The sequence below is a fragment of the Croceitalea dokdonensis DOKDO 023 genome, assembly GCF_001306415.1.
Taxonomy (GTDB): domain Bacteria; phylum Bacteroidota; class Bacteroidia; order Flavobacteriales; family Flavobacteriaceae; genus Croceitalea; species Croceitalea dokdonensis.
Genome location: NZ_LDJX01000009.1, coordinates 47,931 through 65,661 on the forward strand (window position 1 = coordinate 47,931; position 17,731 = coordinate 65,661).

Below are 17,731 nucleotides of genomic sequence, written 5' to 3' on the forward strand. Positions count from 1 at the left end.
GATGCCTATTCCAATAAAAAACAGCTCCTAGTTGGAGCTGTTTTTTATTATTCCAAAATCAAGGATGCTGTGTGCACCTTACCATCCATCGTTTCTATATGCACACTATATAAACCAGAACTAAGATGTTGGGCGTCCACGGTGTGCAGCGTGCCATGGGATTTACCAATGTCTTCCTGATATACTTTACTGCCCACAGCATTAAATATATTCAAGCTAAATTTTTGATTGGAAAGTGGTTCTAAATAAATTTCAAATATACCGTTACTTGGGTTTGGCAATATGGTTATGGCGTCGCTAGGCAATGGAATGCCATTTTCCATAAGTTTAGCTTGCAGGCCAATACCTTGAACGTTGATATCCAGTTCTTGCTCACATCCTTCGGCATCTACATACCTATAGGTACCCTTCTTCTCCGGAGTTACGGTTCCTAAAAAGTAGCCATCTACGGAGTTCCCTGCCAATGCTGTTCCATTAGGACCACTAATGGAGTAATTGGTGGGTGGCCAAATGGCAAGCCACATCACATCTCCCGTTTCCACGGTAACTGGTTCCTTGCCCAAAAACCACTCTCCGTTTATACTGTAAGAGGGTAGGGAACCACAGGCATCCCCCTGAACGGTAATCTGTAGGGTACGGGTACAAGTATTACCAATACTAAAAGTGTATAAACCAGATTGTTTGGGAGTTACAAATCCCAGCGTGTAACCATTTTGGGAGTTTCCAGGAACCAGACCATTTGGACCCGTAACGGAAAACGCATCAGGAACTGGAAACATACTCATCCAAATCTCATCCCCTGCATTAACGGTAATCCCTTCTGCCCCAAAACTCCATATCCCATTGACGGAGTAGGTATGGAAATTTGAACATTCCCCGCTAGGCTCCACGTTAATTTCCAATGTTTGTACGCAACCGTCACCCGTTCTATAGGTGTACAATCCGGCTTCATCCAAGGAAATTTCCCCAAGGGTATAGCCTATTTCGGAGTTTCCCTGAACCAATGTACCATCTGGGGCAATAACCTCATAAAATGAAGGGAGCGGAAACATGCTCATCCACATCACGTCTCCTTCGTTGACCGTAATTTCATCGGCACCTGACTCCCAATTTCCGTTAATGGAATAGTCATGAACAAATGCACAATTTACTTTTTCTTTGACCTGAACGGACTCTGCTACACTTGGAACCCCATTGGCATCCATAGCAAACAACATATAATACCCTGGCGGCATAATTTCCGCTTTTGGAATATTTAATTGATATTCACCATCCACTACAGTAAAAGGTACAGGAATACGGCGTTGCTCGTTGTTGGTGCTATGCGTGGCGGAGGACATCCGCACAAAGGAAAAGGCCTCCACATTATTGGAAGCGTTTACGGTAAAACGCTCTTCATAAAAGGCTACCTCAGGTGCAAGCAATTCTGGGCGTTGGGCTAAACTGCCATTAGCATCAAATAAGTAAGGAGGACTGTATATCTCAGCATTTAAGTGATTATCGCAACTTCCACATAGTCCACCACCACCAACAAAAACCCTGGCATCGTTCATTAAAATGGCAACGCTATGATAGGTTCTGGGGACCTGCATGCCTGCCACCGTCCTCCATTGGTTGGTTTCAGGATCAAATAATTCCGCATTTAACCTTGCGCCAACATCTGTAAATACCCTAGCCCTATCCAAACCTCCAGTGACCAAGACCGTTCCGTCCGGTAGCACGGTGCTATTGTGCATGGTGCGGGAAAATGTTAAATTATTGGCTGTTTTGGTCACCTTTAAATCGGTTTCACTGGTAATGTCAATGACATAGGAACTCGCTTTTGCTGCATCGCCAGAGGCATAGGATCGTGCTCCCCCAACTGTCAACAATTTTCCCGTATCAAACATGACCGATGTCCCTTTCATGGAATAATCATCATCACCCCTTTTTCCAGCACTGGTCCATGATCCGTTACCCGTAGTGTCCAACCAATGCATCTCCTCACTGGGCCCGGCATGAAATACCTTCCCGTTGGGGGCTGTCCAAAGCCAAGCATGATTGTCCAATCTGTATACCCCTCGGTTTTCCAGCCTGGCATCGTTCTGGTTCCATAAAATATCGCTTCTTATCCCTGGGAGAATGGTCCAACCATTTTCTGGGGTCCAATACTCCGCTACCTTTTCCCCGTTTGGTCCAAGACCGCCGCTCCATGAACCCCCAAAAGTTAGGGCTGCGCCGTTGGCCAAAGTGACGTTAGCTTGGTAACCGCGACCAATGTTCATATTGGCCTCTGGAAGCCAAGTATCGTTTCGGTAATCATAAATAGTGGTTTTAGGATTGGAAGATCCACCACTGACCAGTAGCCTGCCATCTGGTAAATTGTTAATTCCAGGACAGAACATATCATGTGTGGTGTTGGTCTGCTGCAATCCAAGGGGAGTCCCCTGGGCACCCATAAAGGGATTGAACAGTTCGTAATACGTAAAACCATCCGCCCCACCAAAATTATCCCTAAACTTAGATGACCATACGATTAAATTACCATCCGGAAGATTGGCTACGGAAACCGGTACAAGGTTAAAAGGTATGGGATCACTCCAAGACCCTATTTCATTAGCGGATTGGGAATTTGAACTAAAATGGCTAAAAAAGACGGCCGTTAATGTAAAAATAAAAGGGTGAATTTTCATCGTATTCTCTAGTGTTAGCTTCCACAAAGAAAACACCTCAGCAGTTTTAACCGCTTAATGTCGATGAAGTGAACACAATAACCGACCAAGCTATCAAACGTAATATAAAGATGAATGGGATACAAGCAATGATATACAAGCCATGAAAGGAACAACTTACATTTGGGTAGGCTGCTTTGGCACACGTGTCAATAAATACGCCCCAACCAAAAAGAATAGTCCCAAAAAAATGGTGCTGCTGCGCATACTTCCGGTGAGCTGCGCAATAAGTCCATACATTAGCGTACCAATGACGATACCTATTTTTTCGGATACATCATAAAAGCTAAAAAAAGATGTGGTGTCCGTAGTGTCCGGTAAAAATTTGGAGTAAGTAGAGCGGGATAATGCCTGTATGCCCCCCATGACCAATCCAACCAAACCGGCAGCGATATAAAAATCGGTCGGTGTGATGACAAAGTATGCATAAATACATAACAACACCCAAAAGACGTTTACAACAATCAATGTTTTAATGTTCCCAAAGCGTTCTGACGCCTTGGCGGTCACCGTGGCCCCTAATATGGCAACCACTTGTATGACCAAAATACTGACGATGAGGCCGGTGGTCCGCTCATTATCCGTTCCCCAATCTATTTCTTCCTCACCAAAATAAGTGGCAATCAACATAATGGTCTGTACAGCCATACTGTAGACAAAAAAAGCACCCAAATACCGTTTGAGCTGAATTTGGTTCCCGAGTTCTTTCCACACCCCCTGCAATTCTTTAAAACCGTTAAGTACAACGTTTTTTCGTTCTCCTTTACGCTTGTTGCCTTGGGGTAAATGTGCAAAGGTGTATTGGCTAAAAACCACCCACCAAATGCCAACGGTAACAAAGGAATACTTCATGGCTTTAATTTCTGCGGCCTCTCCCCCGGCGTCAGTTATTCCAAATACCTCTGGTTTCATGACCATGGCCAAATTAAAAACCAATAAGATTACACTCCCAATATAGCCTAAAGAAAATCCTTTTGCACTTACAGCATCTTGCTGTTCTGGGTACGCTATATCTGGCAAATAGGAGTTATTGATGGCGAAGCTTACCCAAAAACCTACCAGTCCAAAAAAATAACACGCCAGACCCAAGTAAATATGTTCCAGTGAAAACCAATAAAGTCCAATGCATGAGACTGCCCCTAGATAGCAGAAAAATTTTAAAAAAATCTTTTTATTGCCCAAATAATCGGCCACACCAGAAACCAAAGGGGTAACAACGGCAATACATACAAATGCGGCCGAGGTGGTATAACTGATCAAAGGTGCCCTGGCTATTTCGCCTCCAAAAACAGACACTTTTTCAATACCCGCCACCCTAAACAAAGCCCCATAAAAAATTGGGAACACGGCAGATGAAATTACCAGGCTGTACACAGAATTTGCCCAATCATAAAAGGCCCAGGCGTTTAATAATTTCTTGCTTCCCTTAAGGGCGATTGTCTTTACCATGTCCTAAAAATAGAAAAGCTGCCTTGATAAGCGCAGCTTTTCCCAATTTTAATGCTTGTATCGCTATTTAAAACTTGTTACCCCAAATTTGGCGGCTTCCTCTTTGGCCAAAGGCGCCCATTTGGTCAAGTTACTTATTCTAGTATCATTGGATGGGTGTGTGCTCATAAACTCTGGTGGTGCCTGACCTCCACTTTTGGCTTTCATACGTCTCCACAAATTGGCCGCCTCATCCGGATTGTATCCGGCAATAGCCATAATTTGTAATCCTATGCGGTCAGCTTCGGTTTCATGACTCCTACTAAAAGGCAGCATAACCCCTAATTGAGAACCAACGCCATAGGCCTGATTGAACATATTTCGGGTCCTGTCGTCTTGTATTGCTATATTTCCCGCAACGGCACCCAATTGCTGCAAGGTCCCAGCACTCATCCGTTGTGCACCATGGTCTGCCAACGCATGGGCCACCTCATGCCCCATGACCACGGCAACGCCAGTCTCATCTTGGCAAATAGGTAATATGCCTGTGTAAAAGACAATTTTACCACCCGGCATGCACCAAGCGTTCACAGTTTCATCATTAACCAATTTATACTCCCATTGGTAGTCCTTTAGATAGCCTGGAAAGCCGTTTGCATTTAACCAGGTTTCAGCCGCGGTTGCAATACGTTGCCCAACATTGGTTATCATACGTGCCTCATCTGTATCCGTAACTACATTGTTTTCATTCAAAAACTGATTGTACTGGGCAAAGGCGGTAGGGAACAATTGGGAATTCCCATAAAAGTTCAACATTTTTTTTCCAGTAAAGGGATTTGTCTTACAAGCGGCAATCGATAAAAAAAAGGCCACCGTTAAAATTATTCTTCTCATTTTTTTTAGTGTTTAGTACTTCAAAATACGAAAAATATTATTCTCCAAAAATATGTATCTCCGTAAAGTCCTTGCTCACTGTGATACTGTTCTTACCATCAAACTGCACATGATCTAAATCAACAAATTCATTATTGAATTCTATCTTGTTGATTTTAAACGGAAGACCATGAAATTGCATTTTGATGTTTTCATAGGGAGTTGTATAAGATCCATCCTTAAACTGTTGCATAATGAGCTCGGTATCCTTACCTCTTAAGCGAAACCTGCGCAGGCTAAACCTTCCTTTTTTATAGTCATACCCTTCTTGTTGGTCTTCGTAGACCACGGAAGTTTCCACACCTTCCTTAAAGTATACATCAATTTTGAGTTCTTCAATCTTTTTCTCCCCAACATACTGTTGGACGGGGTACTTAGGAATCATGGCACCCTCTTTTACAAATAGCGGAATTTTATCAATATCTGCGGACACCCATTTTTCTATGCCACCATCTACAACTTCCTCCGTCCAATAGTTATACCATTTTCCCCTGGGAATATACATACGCCTACCCTTAGCATTTGGCTCTTGAACCGGACACACCAAAATCTGTTCCCCAAATAAAAACTCATCTGTCCTAAAATGGGTCTGTGAATCTTCTTGGTCATAATATACCAAAGATTGTAACATGGGTAACCCGTCCTTGACATACCTGTAGAACATGGTATACAAATAGGGCAATAGCTGATATCTTAGTTCTATGTACTTTCTAACGATATTTGTGACTTCATCACCAAATGACCAAGGCTCCTGGTCACCGTGGTCACCACTGGAATGTACCCTACAGAACGGATGAAAAATCCCTAATTGAATCCAACGGGCAAACAATTCTCCATTGGGCTGTTCTGCAAACCCTCCAATATCCGACCCTACAAAAGAGTAGCCACTCATGCACATACGCTGCATTTGTACATTTGCAATCCAAAGATGCTCCCAAGTCGCTACGTTGTCACCTGTCCAAGTAGAGGCATACCGCTGGGTTCCGGAGTAGGCGGCCCTAGTTAGCACAAATGGACGTTTTGGAAAACTGAATTTTTTAATCCCATCATAGGTGGCGCGTACCATTTGCATCCCATAAATATTATGGGCCTTTCTATGACTGCATGGATTGCCGTCATAATCATGCCTTACGTCCAAGTTGGCCGTTTTGGTGGGTACTTCCATAATGGCAGGTTCGTTCATATCGTTCCAAACACCGTGCACCCCCATTTCTGCAATCATTTCTTTGTAGAGCCCGCCCCACCATTCCCGTACCTCAGGATTGGTAAAATCCGGAAACTTACATTCTCCTGGCCAAACCTTGCCCTTAAAATGGGGGCCATCTGCCCTTCTACAGAAATATCCCTTCTCCATGGCTTCCTGGTATACCCAATAATCCCTATCAATTTTAATTCCAGGGTCTATCATGGTTACGGTTTTAAACCCGTCCTCATAAAGCTCATCAATCATTTTCTTGGGGTCTGGAAAACGCCTATTGTTCCAAGTAAAACAACGAAAACCTTCCATGTAGTCTATATCCAAGTAAATGGCGTCACATGGAATTTTGAGTTCCCTAAAGGTATTGGCGATCTTCTTCACCTTTTTTTCGGGATAGTAGCTCCATTTGGATTGATGAAAGCCCAATGCCCATAAGGGGGGAAGTTCTGGAACACCGGTAAGATTGGTGTATGCTTCGACCACCTGCGATATTTTTGGGCCGTAAAAGAAATAATAGTTCATTTCGCCCCCATCTGCCCAAAAACTCGTCACATTTCTTTTTTCATGGGCAAAATCAAAATACGTGCTAAAGGAATTATCAAAAAAGATACCATAGGCCATATCATTCTGTAGGCCGATATAAAAAGGAATTGACTTATACAGTGGTTCCTGGTCTTTACCGTAGGCATAAGAATCCGTAGCCCAATTGTTCACCCTTTTTCCCTTTAAGTTGGAGTGGGAAGATTTGTCCCCCATACCGTAGTAGCTCTCGCCAGATTGGGTAACCTTACTCATTTTTACGATATTACCACCGTAATCAAAATTCTCCTCCCAATGAAAACCGGATTCGTCCTCAATAATCACCATATCCTCTAGAGTGGTGATATATGTTTTTAAATTCACTTTGCTGATATGCACCCTTACCTTAGAGGTCTGCACAACATATTTGGACTTCTCATCCAACACTTCCAGTTCATTGTAACCCGTATTGACGTCCTCACTAATGGCATATGAAAAATCTGGTTCAAAAGCATGTTCCGTAGCGTACCTAAACCTTATGGCGCTATCCCTTAAAACGGTAATCTGAAGAATTACCCCATTTTGGGTGGTAAAATATATCTTGTCATTATCCTGCTTAAATTCTATGATTTGGTTAGGATACTGGTTACCGTATTTTGATAGTTCTGTATTGGTGATCATAGCTGAAAATTTTGGTCAAACAAAAAAAGCATATTAAACCGAGACTAAAAAGCTTGGTACTGCATCAAAAGGAACTATAACGTTTTAGGCCCAATTTTATTTATAAATAAGTACGGAAAGTGGTGGAATGGTGAGCTCAATGGACCGTTCCCTCCCGTTCCATGGCTTATCTGAAGGTTTTACCGTTTTTTTACCAATACCACTACCGGCATATTTTTTGTCATCACTGTTAAAAATACACCTTAACTGTTTTGATGTTGGGACACCAATGCGATACTTTTCCCGAGGTACTGGGGTAAAATTGCCGATAACGATAAGGTCATCCTTAGGGTCATTTCCTTTTCTAATGTAGGTCATCACGGAATTTTCATGGTCGTTGTAGGAAATCCACTCAAAACCTTCTGGACTAAATTGCTTTTGGTAGAGCGCCGGCTCTCCCTTATATATGGCATTTAAATCTTGGATGGTCTTCTGTATACCAGAGTGGAAATCATAGTTGGTTAAATGCCAATCCAGACTTTGTTCAAAGTTCCACTCTGACGTCTGCCCAAATTCCCCTCCCATAAAAACAAGGTTTGCTCCGGGATGTGTGAACATATAACCAAATAGAACCCGCAAATTGGCAAAGCGCTGCCATTCATCACCCGGCATTCGGTATACCAGGGATTTTTTGCCATAGACTACTTCATCATGCGAAAAAGGCAGCATAAAGTTTTCAGTAAAGGCGTAGGTCATGCTAAAGGTAAGGTCGTTTTGATGGTGCTTACGGTAGATAGGTTCTTTTTTAAAGTATTCCAAGGTGTCATGCATCCATCCCATCATCCACTTCATCCCAAATCCGAGTCCTCCAAAATGTACGGGCTTAGAAACCCCTGTAAAGGCGGTAGATTCTTCGGCTATGGTTTGTACGCCACTAAAACTGGCATACACCTCTTGGTTCATCTCCCTAATAAAGGACATGGCTTCCAAATTCTCATTATTTCCGTACATGTTGGGCTCCCATTCGCCATCTTCCCTGGAATAATCCAAATAAAGCATGGAAGCAACAGCATCTACCCGCAGACCATCTACGTGAAATTGGTCTAACCAAAAAATGGCATTACTGATGAGAAATGCCCTGACCTCGTTCCTACCGTAATTAAAAATTAGGCTTTTCCAGTCTGGGTGATACCCCTTGCGCCTGTCCGGATGCTCATATAGATGGGAGCCATCAAAATAACCAAGGCCATGGGCATCTTCTGGAAAGTGGGAAGGAACCCAATCCAAAATAATACCTATACCCGCCTGATGGAATTTATCTACCAATAGCTTAAAATCCTCTGGTTTTCCAAATCTTGAAGTTGGGGCAAAATACCCCGTAAGTTGGTACCCCCAAGAAGGATCGTAGGGAAATTCCATTATTGGCATTAATTCAATATGCGTAAAACCCATTTTTTTGACATAGGCCACTAAATCCTCCGCAAGTTCCGCGTAGGATAAAAATTCATTGGCCGCATTCCTTTTCCATGATCCAAGATGCACCTCATAAACGGAATAAGGTTGGTCCAAGGCGTTATGTTTCTCACGTGTTTCCATCCAATCCCTGTCCTTCCAATCATAGGCGGCCTCCCAAACCACAGAAGCGGTTTTAGGTGGATGTTCGCAATAGCGCGCAAATGGATCCGCCTTCTCCGTGACTATATCGTTGTTGTTGGAAACAATTTTGTACTTATAAATTTCACCTTGCCCCACAGCAGGTATAAAACCTTCCCAGATTCCAGAACTGTCCCACCGTACGTTAAGTTTGTGGGCAATATCATCCCACCCATTAAAATTACCGACCACTGCAACAGATTTGGCCGTAGGTGCCCATACCGCAAAATAGGTGCCTGCTACACCATTGACCTCCGTTGGGTGGGATCCCAACTTATCGTACAAACGAAAATGCTTTCCAGATTTGAATAGATTGATATCAAACTCTGAAAAAAAACTGTGCGGAATTACTGAAGACATAGCTTTAAAATTATGTAAGGTGCAATATTACCATTCTTTGCACAAGTTATAGAAAATGTGATGTTTCTTTTAAAAAAATCTCCGAAACAAAATAAATGGAACGCTTTTTGGTTGATGTATGAACATACAACGATAAATCACTAAATCTGTATACTATGAAAACCATAAAATTAATTTCTAGCTTATTTTCAATTGTACTACTGTTCTCTTGCACAGGTCCCCAAGGCCCTCCTGGATTTGATGGATTGGATGGAAGAGATGGATTAAATGGCCTTGATGGCGTTAACATACTTGGCCAAGTGGTAGAGGTGGAAGGAACCTTTAGCGATGCCAACGATTATTCCATCTTCTTTGAATTCCCTGAGAGTATAGAAGTGTTTGAATCAGACCTGGTATTGGTTTACCTCCTTTTTGAGTCGGTTGATGATCCTGAAGGTGGTGCACCAATAGACGTATGGCGTTTATTGCCGCAGACCCGAATTTTAGATCAGGGCTTGTTGCAGTACAACTATGACCACACCTTTTTAGACGTCAATATTTTTTTGGAATCCGATTTTGATCTCAGTACACTGCCAGCAGGGGATACGGACAACCAAGTATTTAGAATTGCAGTGGTACCCGCAGATTTTGGTACCAATGGAACTATTGACGTTAACAATTTAGATGAGGTGATGGGAGCCCTAAAACTAGATTTCAATAGTGTAGAAAAAATAGGTTTGGATTAACATATTGGTTCATACTTCCAATGGCGGTTGTTGAATCAAATCTTATAAGTACGTTAAAAACCCATTTCTCACCGAAATGGGTTTTTATTTTACACTAATTTTGAAAGGAATCTAAAAACTTACAGACCATACGGCTATGAAAAAGTACGGATTATTATTGACCCTTGTGACCTTGGTAGCTTGCCAGGGCACCTCTCAAAAGAACAATACCGCCCAGGCCAGCAATACGGAGGATAACGTGTTCTCAGTGACCAAGACAGATGAAGAATGGCGGAAGGAACTAACCGAAATGGAATACTATGTACTAAGAAAGGCAGCAACAGAAAACGCCTTTAGCAGTGACTTACTCAACAATAAGGAAAAGGGGACCTACGTCTGCGCGGGTTGTGCAACCCCACTGTTTAGAAGTGAGAACAAATTTAAATCTGGCACAGGTTGGCCATCCTTTGACCAAGAAATTGAAGGTAACGTTGCCTATGATGTAGATTATAAGATAGGTTATGCCAGAACGGAAGAGCACTGCGCTACTTGTGGCGGGCATTTGGGACATGTTTTTAATGATGGGCCTAGCGAAACCACGGGAAAAAGACACTGCATCAATGGGGTTGCCCTGGATTTTGTTCCAGATGAACAATAAATAAAATAGAAAGTTGGCGATAATACGTGTTGGGCAAGATAGGCCAACAAGGTATCACCGCGATACTTCAAAAACCAAACACAGAGCTAGAAAATGAGTACCTACGGAGTTGAAAAAAGCGAAGAAACCTGGAAAAAAGAGCTTTCCGCAGAAGAATACTATGTTTTGCGCCAAAAAGGCACGGAAAGGCCCCATACGGGAAAATTCAACCTTCATTTTGAGAAGGGTGATTACCATTGTAAAGCCTGCAACGCCAAACTATTTGAAAGTGAGCATAAATTTGAAAGTGGCTGTGGTTGGCCTTCCTTTGATGAGGCGGTGCCCGGTGCCATTGAGTATATCAAGGACACTAGCCATGGTATGATACGGACAGAAACCGTCTGTGCCAATTGTGGAAGCCATTTAGGCCATGTTTTCAATGATGGACCACGGGAAACCACCGGGCAACGCTACTGCATCAACTCTGTAAGCATCGATTTTGATGCCAAGACCAGTGGATAGTATTAAAGCCGCGTCGTACTTTTTTAAGTAAAAACAGCGTCACAAGTGTAGGTTAAATTGTGATATGTCTGGTAACAAGTTCTACCCCTAGGTTCTATTTGTTTATTGCTGATAGAATTTCGTATTTTTGCACCTCGTTTTACGCAACTAAAATCTAGATAAATGAGCAAGTTTGATATTATTGTTTTAGGTAGTGGCCCAGGCGGATATGTAACCGCAATCAGAGCATCACAATTGGGCTTTAAAACTGCTATTGTGGAAAAGGAAAGTCTAGGTGGCGTTTGTTTAAACTGGGGTTGTATCCCTACAAAAGCCCTATTAAAATCCGCACAGGTATTTGAATATTTAAAACATGCTGAGGATTACGGACTTAGTGCCAAAAAAGTAGAACATGATTTTGATGCGGTGGTAAAAAGAAGCCGTGGTGTGGCAGACGGTATGAGTAAGGGAGTACAGTTCTTAATGAAAAAGAACAAAATTGAGGTACTCAATGGTTACGGTAGGCTTTTACCAGGCAAAAAAGTGATGGTAAAAGGGGAACACGGACAAGCAGAATACAGTGCGGACCATATTATTATTGCCACTGGTGCCCGCAGCAGGGAATTGCCCAGTTTACCCCAAGACGGTAAAAAGGTTATAGGTTACCGCGATGCCATGACCTTAAAAAAACAACCCAAGAAAATGATTGTTGTGGGCAGTGGGGCCATTGGTATTGAGTTTGCATATTTCTACAATAGTATGGGTACGGAAGTTACCGTGGTGGAGTATTTGCCCAACATTGTTCCGGTAGAGGATGAGGAGGTGTCCAAACAGTTGGAACGTACCTTTAAAAAGAACGGCATAAAAATTAAAACCTCGGCTGAAGTTACCAAGGTAGACACTTCTGGTGATGGTGTAAAAGCTACCGTTAAAACCAGTAAAGGGGAGGAAGTACTGGAGGCAGATATTGTGCTCTCTGCCGTAGGAATTAAAACCAATATTGAAAACATAGGATTGGAAGATGTTGGCATTGCGGTGGACAGGGATAAGATTTTGGTCAATGATTACTACCAAACCAATATTCCGGGCTATTACGCCATTGGGGACGTAACCCCTGGCCAAGCCTTGGCGCACGTTGCCTCTGCGGAAGGAATTCTATGTGTGGAGAAGCTGGCAGGTATGCACGTAGAACCTTTGGATTATGGCAATATTCCCGGGTGTACGTATTGCCATCCAGAGATAGCATCTGTGGGACTTACCGAAAAACAAGCCCGGGAAAAAGGGCTTGATATTAAAGTTGGGAAATTTCCATTTTCGGCAAGCGGGAAGGCAAAAGCTTCTGGCACCTCCGACGGATTTGTAAAGGTGATTTTTGATGCTAAGTATGGAGAATGGTTGGGCTGCCATATGATCGGTGCCGGCGTAACCGATATGATTGCCGAAGCAGTGGTGGCCAGAAAACTGGAAACCACTGGCCATGAAGTCTTAAAGGCCGTTCACCCACACCCAACCATGAGTGAAGCTGTGATGGAGGCCGTTGCGGCCGCCTATGATGAGGTGATTCATTTATAATCCGTGTACCCTTTGGCGACCATAGGCATTTAACAGCCTACAAGGGGTATTGCAGTTGCCGCCAAAAGTGTATTGCGGTGTAAAATGTAGACAGAAAACGAAAACAGAATGCCCTATGTTAAAGCTATTTAAGAGTGTAGCCATTCTAGAAGGTATTTCCTATTTACTCCTTTTTGGACTCACCATGCCTTTAAAATATTGGGCGGATATGGGTGGGCCCAACAAAATTGTGGGGTATGCACACGGGATTCTATTTATCGCATATGTCGTGGTTGCTTTTCTGTTTTGGTACGATAGGAAGTGGAGCATTAAAAGGCTGTTTATTTTGATGGCAGCCTCCCTACTGCCTTTTGCCACTTTTTATGTGGACAAGAAATATTTGTCAGGATTACAGTAGGAAGCTTTGTATGGCCAAATCATAACTTTGCATTCCAAAACCCAGAATAACCCCTTTGGCCACGGGCGCAATATAGCTCACCTGCCTAAATTCTTCGCGTTGGTGGGTATTGGAGATATGTACCTCAACCACAGGAGTTGCAATGGCCTTTACGGCATCTCCTAAACCTACAGAGGTGTGGGTGTACGCCGCGGCATTTAGGATAACACCATCAAACGTGAAACCTACTTCATGCAACTTATCAATCAGTTCGCCCTCTATGTTGGACTGGAAATAAGTTAGGTCCACTTGCGGAAATCTTGGTTTAAGAAGATTAAAATAATCCTCAAAAGATTCACTACCATATATCTGTGGCTCTCTCTTGCCCAAGAGATTTAAATTGGGACCGTTGATGATGATGATTTTCATAGGTTAAAAATAACGAATATTCAGAAGCATAAAAAAAGCGACATGTTCTGTCGCTTTAATTTACGTAATATCTTGCCTCAATTTACCAAGCGTATCCTAAAGACACTCCTAGCCCTACGGCGGTAGAATTGATGGAAACCGCCAAACTGTCAGAATCCCCCGTTACAAAGGACAGACCTGCGAATACATCCAATAAAAAATGCTCACCAAAAATCCATTGGTGCCCTGCCTGACCACCTACAGATAGAAAACCTGCAGAATTATCAAAATCATCGGAAAGGGACACATAACCAGCAGTAGGTCCCGCGTGCCAGCCGTTTAACGCATCTTTACTAGAAAAGTAAAAACGATATTCAGCTCCTATTCCAAATCCGTTGGCATCTCCAATATTATAGAATAGTCCTGAAACTGTTGCGGACTGGCTTTCATTGACCTCGAACTCATAACCCGCGTTCGCAATGCCAAAGGCTAATCCTATAGGGTTTGCTTTTATGGCATGTTCCTGAGCATGTCCGGTCATAAAACTACCTAATCCTAATACTGCTACAATAAATAATTTTTTCATAAAGGAAATTTTGGTTGAATTAAATATAAAAATAAAGTATATAACTTTTAAAACTAAGAGTCAAAATAAGAACAATATCCCTACCAACGCAGTTGAAAACGTGGATTCCCTGCCAAAACTGGCATAGGAAACATTCAGTTCCGTCACCCCATTGATATCCACACCCACCACAGGTCTAAAATAAAGTCCGCCCTCATTTCCTTCGTTAATGCCTACGGCATACCCCAAATCCCCGCCAAGCTTAAAACCACTGGTGGGGTACACCCTTAAGGCTGCGGCAATGGGTATGTACTGAAAGTTATCAAACTCCGTTTCTATGGTGACCCCCGCGTTGGAGATGGTTTCCTTCTCTCCAAAAGCGTTAAAAAAACCCGTACTAAAACCCAAATCTATTTCCCTGGACACGCCCCAAAGTTGCTGCACCTCCAGGCCTAGATTTAAACTATAGGCTTCGGACAAATCCCCTAAAACAATACCTCCTGTAAGGCCCGCCCTAAAATTAGTTCGGTCTACCTGGGCATTCAGGGTAATAACGGAAAGGAACAAAAAAATTGAGCTTAGGGTAAAAAGCTTCATAATATTGACTGGTTTTGATTGGTAACATAAAAACGCAGTCTGGAACATTTTATTTCCATATGGTGATAAAAACCAATCAGTCAGACACCACATCAAATTAACTCCATGTAGTATCTTTAGGCCTATGACTTGGCAAAATGCGTTACTGGATTATAAAAACTACCTTAAAATTGAGCGTGGACTTGCAGATAATTCCATACAGAACTACAACTACGATTTGGTAAAGCTTGTCCATTTTCTTGAGGCCAATGATAGTAAGTCCACTCCTACCAATATTACAAAAGAAGTGGTTCAACGTTTTGTGTACGAATTGCCCAACCTAGTGAATGCACGGTCCCAAGCCCGCATTATTTCTGGACTAAAAGGTTTTTTTAATTATTTGGTCTTTGAAGATTACCGGGAGGACAACCCTATGGATCTTATTGAATCCCCAAAAATTGGACGTAAGCTCCCAGACACCTTAAGCAAGGAAGAAATTGATGCCCTCATTGCGGCGATAGACCTTTCCAAGCCAGAAGGGGAAAGAAACCGCGCGATGATTGAAACCCTATACAGTTGTGGGTTGCGGGTTTCGGAATTGATTCATTTAAAAATTTCCGACCTCTATTTTGATGAAGGTTTTATCAAAGTCACCGGGAAGGGAAACAAACAGCGGTTGGTTCCCATATCAGAAATCAATAAAAAATATATTAACCTGTACAAGAGTTTGGTACGGGTCCATGTAAACATAATGAAGGGCCATGAGGATTTTTTATTTTTGAACAGAAGGGGCAAACAACTTTCCCGCGCCATGATTTTTACCATTGTAAAGAATTTGGCAACGACTATCGGCTTAAAAAAAACGATTAGCCCCCATACCTTTAGACACTCCTTTGCCACCCATTTATTGGAAAATGGGGCAGACCTCAGGGCAATTCAACAAATGCTGGGACATGAAAGCATTACCACAACAGAGGTTTATGTGCATGTTGGGCGCAAACATTTGGCAGAGGTATTGCAAAAATTCCACCCAAGAGAGGCTTTCTAGGCCGCACCCCAAACTATCCCAAATGTAAAAGCTATGACAGGATATTGCTTATGTTTGGCTGCCACAAACCTTAAATTACATACATGAATTGAATCCTAGGAAGTAAGAACGGTCTAATTGAAATATATTTGCCACTTTAATTTTACGTAAATGAAGCTAACGGACCGTCAGTGGTGGAAAGAGGGTATAGTATACCAAATCTATCCTAGAAGTTTTCAAGATACATCGGGCAATGGTGTGGGGGATTTAAATGGAATTACAAAGCGCTTGGATTACATTAAAAGCCTTGGGGTTGATATTGTCTGGCTCTGTCCGGTATACCAATCTCCAAATGACGACAATGGTTATGACATTAGCGACTATAGACGTATCATGGATGAGTTTGGCACCATGGAGGACTTTCATGCCTTATTGCAAGGAATGAAATCAAGGGGAATAAAGCTGGTAATGGATTTGGTGGCCAACCATACCAGTGACGAACATCACTGGTTTAAAGAGTCTAGAAAATCCAGGGATAATCCGTACCGCGATTATTACCATTGGTGGCCAGCGGAAAAGGGAACACCGCCCAAACGCTGGAGCTATTTTGATGTTGATGCAAACGCTTGGAAATACGATAAGACCACAGACGCCTATTATTTACACTATTTTTCCGTAAAACAACCCGATTTAAAATGGGAAAATCCCAAGGTGAGGAAAGAAATATATGACATTCTCCGTTTTTGGTTTGATAAAGGGGTGGATGGCTTTAGAATGGATGTCATTCCATTTATTTCAAAAGACACTACATATCCAGAACTGCCCCAGGAATTTGGTGGCAATTTTATTCCCTTTTATTCCAATGGGCCCCGTCTGCATGAATTTTTGAACGAGATGAATACGGAAGTACTTAGCAAGTATGACGTGATGTCCGTTGGTGAGGCCCCAGGGGTTAGCATAACACAGGCCTTGGACTTTGTGGATGAAGACCGAAAGGAATTGAATATGTTTTTTCATTTTGACCTTATGTCCCTGGACAGGGATGGAGATGAGGTTTTTTGGATGCGAAAAGACCCTTGGAAACTAACAGAATTCAAAGAGGTACATACCAAATGGGATGCCGTCTTTGCGGAAAAAGGTTGGGGAAGCATGTACCTAAGCAATCATGATTTTCCAAGGTCTGTGAGTCGTTGGGGCAATGACTCCAAAGCACATTGGCACCATTCTGCCACTTTATTACATACCTTTTTATTGACCATGAGAGGAACACCTTATTTCTATTTTGGGGATGAGATTGGAATGACCAACGCCTATTTTGAACATGTAGAGGACTACAGGGACATCAACACCCTTAATAGATTTGAGTTGCTAAAAGACAGCGGAATTTCATTGGAAGATTTTATTGCCAATGAAAAAAAGACAGCTAGGGACAATGCAAGAACGCCCATGCAATGGGATAGTACAGAACATGCTGGATTCTCCAATGCAACGCCTTGGATTAAAGTAACGGAAAATCATAAGCGCGGAATTAACGTAGCGGAGCAAGAGAAAAATGCCAATTCCATTTTAAACTACTTTAGAAAGGCGGTACAACTTAGAAAAAGCCATCTGGGACTAGTTTATGGCTCTTACCATCTATTGTTAAAAAATCACGAACAAATCTACGCCTACACAAGAGTGTATGGTGATGAACGGTATTTAATTTTGCTTAATTTTTCGACGGAGCCGGTTATTGCTACAATTAATGAAATCTCCTATACCATTGCGGAGTTACTGTTGTCCAATAGCAATGCCAAAAAGCAGGTGGGCGATTCAAATTTTAAGCTTGGACCTTATGAGGCATCGGTCTATCAGCTAAAATAAAATTAGGGAAGTATTGCCTTTTGATACTACTAAATTCTTT

Annotated in this window: 15 protein-coding genes; 7 read left to right on the plus strand and 8 right to left on the minus strand. The window is 42.4% G+C overall.

The window, feature by feature from the left end; genetic code table 11:
• Window positions 1–47: 47 nt before the first annotated feature.
• The 5 genes from I595_RS15755 to glgB form a co-directional block, all read right to left on the minus strand.
• Window positions 48–2,672 carry a galactose oxidase-like domain-containing protein gene (locus I595_RS15755; RefSeq protein ID WP_054560414.1) on the minus strand — a complete coding sequence of 875 codons (2,625 nt, stop codon included), beginning with the start codon at window positions 2,670–2,672 and terminating at the stop codon, window positions 48–50.
• 156 nt (window positions 2,673–2,828) lie between these two features.
• Complete coding sequence (locus tag I595_RS15760; RefSeq protein ID WP_054560415.1) at window positions 2,829–4,160, minus strand: MFS transporter; 1,332 nt, start codon at window positions 4,158–4,160, stop codon at window positions 2,829–2,831.
• Between the two features lie 63 nt (window positions 4,161–4,223).
• A complete protein-coding gene (locus I595_RS15765) occupies window positions 4,224–5,033 on the minus strand; it encodes a M48 family metallopeptidase (RefSeq protein WP_054560416.1) in 810 nt (269 codons plus the stop codon).
• Between the two features lie 37 nt (window positions 5,034–5,070).
• A complete protein-coding gene (locus tag I595_RS15770) occupies window positions 5,071–7,470 on the minus strand; it encodes a glycoside hydrolase family 31 protein (protein WP_054560417.1) in 2,400 nt (799 codons plus the stop codon).
• 96 nt (window positions 7,471–7,566) lie between these two features.
• Window positions 7,567–9,462 (minus strand): 1,4-alpha-glucan branching protein GlgB, encoded by a 1,896-nt coding sequence (gene glgB / locus I595_RS15775; protein WP_054560418.1) that lies wholly within the window; start codon window positions 9,460–9,462, stop codon window positions 7,567–7,569.
• Window positions 9,463–9,617: 155 nt separating this feature from the next.
• On the opposite strand from glgB, the gene I595_RS15780 reads away from it, so the two are divergent.
• From I595_RS15780 to I595_RS15800, 5 genes are all read left to right on the plus strand, one after another.
• A complete protein-coding gene (locus I595_RS15780; protein ID WP_054560419.1) occupies window positions 9,618–10,187 on the plus strand; it encodes a collagen-like triple helix repeat-containing protein in 570 nt (189 codons plus the stop codon).
• 136 nt (window positions 10,188–10,323) lie between these two features.
• Window positions 10,324–10,824 (plus strand): peptide-methionine (R)-S-oxide reductase MsrB, encoded by a 501-nt coding sequence (msrB, locus tag I595_RS15785; RefSeq protein WP_054560420.1) that lies wholly within the window; start codon window positions 10,324–10,326, stop codon window positions 10,822–10,824.
• A gap of 93 nt (window positions 10,825–10,917) precedes the next feature.
• Window positions 10,918–11,325 carry a peptide-methionine (R)-S-oxide reductase MsrB gene (gene msrB / locus I595_RS15790; RefSeq protein ID WP_054560421.1) on the plus strand — a complete coding sequence of 136 codons (408 nt, stop codon included), beginning with the start codon at window positions 10,918–10,920 and terminating at the stop codon, window positions 11,323–11,325.
• A gap of 162 nt (window positions 11,326–11,487) precedes the next feature.
• Window positions 11,488–12,876 carry a dihydrolipoyl dehydrogenase gene (gene lpdA, locus I595_RS15795; RefSeq protein ID WP_054560422.1) on the plus strand — a complete coding sequence of 463 codons (1,389 nt, stop codon included), beginning with the start codon at window positions 11,488–11,490 and terminating at the stop codon, window positions 12,874–12,876.
• A 115-nt stretch (window positions 12,877–12,991) separates the two neighbouring features.
• On the plus strand, window positions 12,992–13,273 hold the full coding sequence (locus I595_RS15800) for a DUF3817 domain-containing protein (protein ID WP_054560423.1): 282 nt from the start codon (window positions 12,992–12,994) through the stop codon (window positions 13,271–13,273).
• Here the strand turns inward: I595_RS15800 and aroQ are convergent.
• From aroQ to I595_RS15815, 3 genes are all read right to left on the minus strand, one after another.
• Complete coding sequence (aroQ, locus tag I595_RS15805) at window positions 13,265–13,681, minus strand: type II 3-dehydroquinate dehydratase (protein ID WP_054560424.1); 417 nt, start codon at window positions 13,679–13,681, stop codon at window positions 13,265–13,267. The genes I595_RS15800 and aroQ overlap by 9 nt on opposite strands.
• A gap of 82 nt (window positions 13,682–13,763) precedes the next feature.
• The gene (locus I595_RS15810; protein WP_054560425.1) at window positions 13,764–14,246 is read right to left on the minus strand and encodes a DUF3575 domain-containing protein; all 483 of its coding nucleotides are present in this window, start codon (window positions 14,244–14,246) and stop codon (window positions 13,764–13,766) included.
• A gap of 60 nt (window positions 14,247–14,306) precedes the next feature.
• Window positions 14,307–14,822: a hypothetical protein gene (locus tag I595_RS15815; RefSeq protein ID WP_054560426.1), complete on the minus strand. Its 516-nt coding sequence runs from the start codon at window positions 14,820–14,822 to the stop codon at window positions 14,307–14,309.
• A gap of 124 nt (window positions 14,823–14,946) precedes the next feature.
• On the opposite strand from I595_RS15815, the gene xerD reads away from it, so the two are divergent.
• Together xerD and I595_RS15825 are read left to right on the plus strand one after the other, a co-directional pair.
• A complete protein-coding gene (gene xerD / locus I595_RS15820) occupies window positions 14,947–15,849 on the plus strand; it encodes a site-specific tyrosine recombinase XerD (RefSeq protein WP_054560427.1) in 903 nt (300 codons plus the stop codon).
• Between the two features lie 150 nt (window positions 15,850–15,999).
• Window positions 16,000–17,691 carry a glycoside hydrolase family 13 protein gene (locus I595_RS15825; RefSeq protein WP_054560428.1) on the plus strand — a complete coding sequence of 564 codons (1,692 nt, stop codon included), beginning with the start codon at window positions 16,000–16,002 and terminating at the stop codon, window positions 17,689–17,691.
• Window positions 17,692–17,731: the final 40 nt, after the last annotated feature.

What these genes read in the sequence shown, in the direction of transcription:
- I595_RS15755 (WP_054560414.1), bottom strand. Translation starts at nt 2,672, where the DNA reads ATGAAAATTCACCCTTTTATTTTTACATTAACGGCCGTCTTTTTTAGC.
- I595_RS15760 (WP_054560415.1), bottom strand. Translation starts at nt 4,160, where the DNA reads ATGGTAAAGACAATCGCCCTTAAGGGAAGCAAGAAATTATTAAACGCC.
- I595_RS15765 (WP_054560416.1), bottom strand. Translation starts at nt 5,033, where the DNA reads ATGAGAAGAATAATTTTAACGGTGGCCTTTTTTTTATCGATTGCCGCT.
- I595_RS15770 (WP_054560417.1), bottom strand. Translation starts at nt 7,470, where the DNA reads ATGATCACCAATACAGAACTATCAAAATACGGTAACCAGTATCCTAAC.
- glgB (WP_054560418.1), bottom strand. Translation starts at nt 9,462, where the DNA reads ATGTCTTCAGTAATTCCGCACAGTTTTTTTTCAGAGTTTGATATCAAT.
- I595_RS15780 (WP_054560419.1), top strand. Translation starts at nt 9,618, where the DNA reads ATGAAAACCATAAAATTAATTTCTAGCTTATTTTCAATTGTACTACTG.
- msrB (WP_054560420.1), top strand. Translation starts at nt 10,324, where the DNA reads ATGAAAAAGTACGGATTATTATTGACCCTTGTGACCTTGGTAGCTTGC.
- msrB (WP_054560421.1), top strand. Translation starts at nt 10,918, where the DNA reads ATGAGTACCTACGGAGTTGAAAAAAGCGAAGAAACCTGGAAAAAAGAG.
- lpdA (WP_054560422.1), top strand. Translation starts at nt 11,488, where the DNA reads ATGAGCAAGTTTGATATTATTGTTTTAGGTAGTGGCCCAGGCGGATAT.
- I595_RS15800 (WP_054560423.1), top strand. Translation starts at nt 12,992, where the DNA reads ATGTTAAAGCTATTTAAGAGTGTAGCCATTCTAGAAGGTATTTCCTAT.
- aroQ (WP_054560424.1), bottom strand. Translation starts at nt 13,681, where the DNA reads ATGAAAATCATCATCATCAACGGTCCCAATTTAAATCTCTTGGGCAAG.
- I595_RS15810 (WP_054560425.1), bottom strand. Translation starts at nt 14,246, where the DNA reads ATGAAAAAATTATTTATTGTAGCAGTATTAGGATTAGGTAGTTTTATG.
- I595_RS15815 (WP_054560426.1), bottom strand. Translation starts at nt 14,822, where the DNA reads ATGAAGCTTTTTACCCTAAGCTCAATTTTTTTGTTCCTTTCCGTTATT.
- xerD (WP_054560427.1), top strand. Translation starts at nt 14,947, where the DNA reads ATGACTTGGCAAAATGCGTTACTGGATTATAAAAACTACCTTAAAATT.
- I595_RS15825 (WP_054560428.1), top strand. Translation starts at nt 16,000, where the DNA reads ATGAAGCTAACGGACCGTCAGTGGTGGAAAGAGGGTATAGTATACCAA.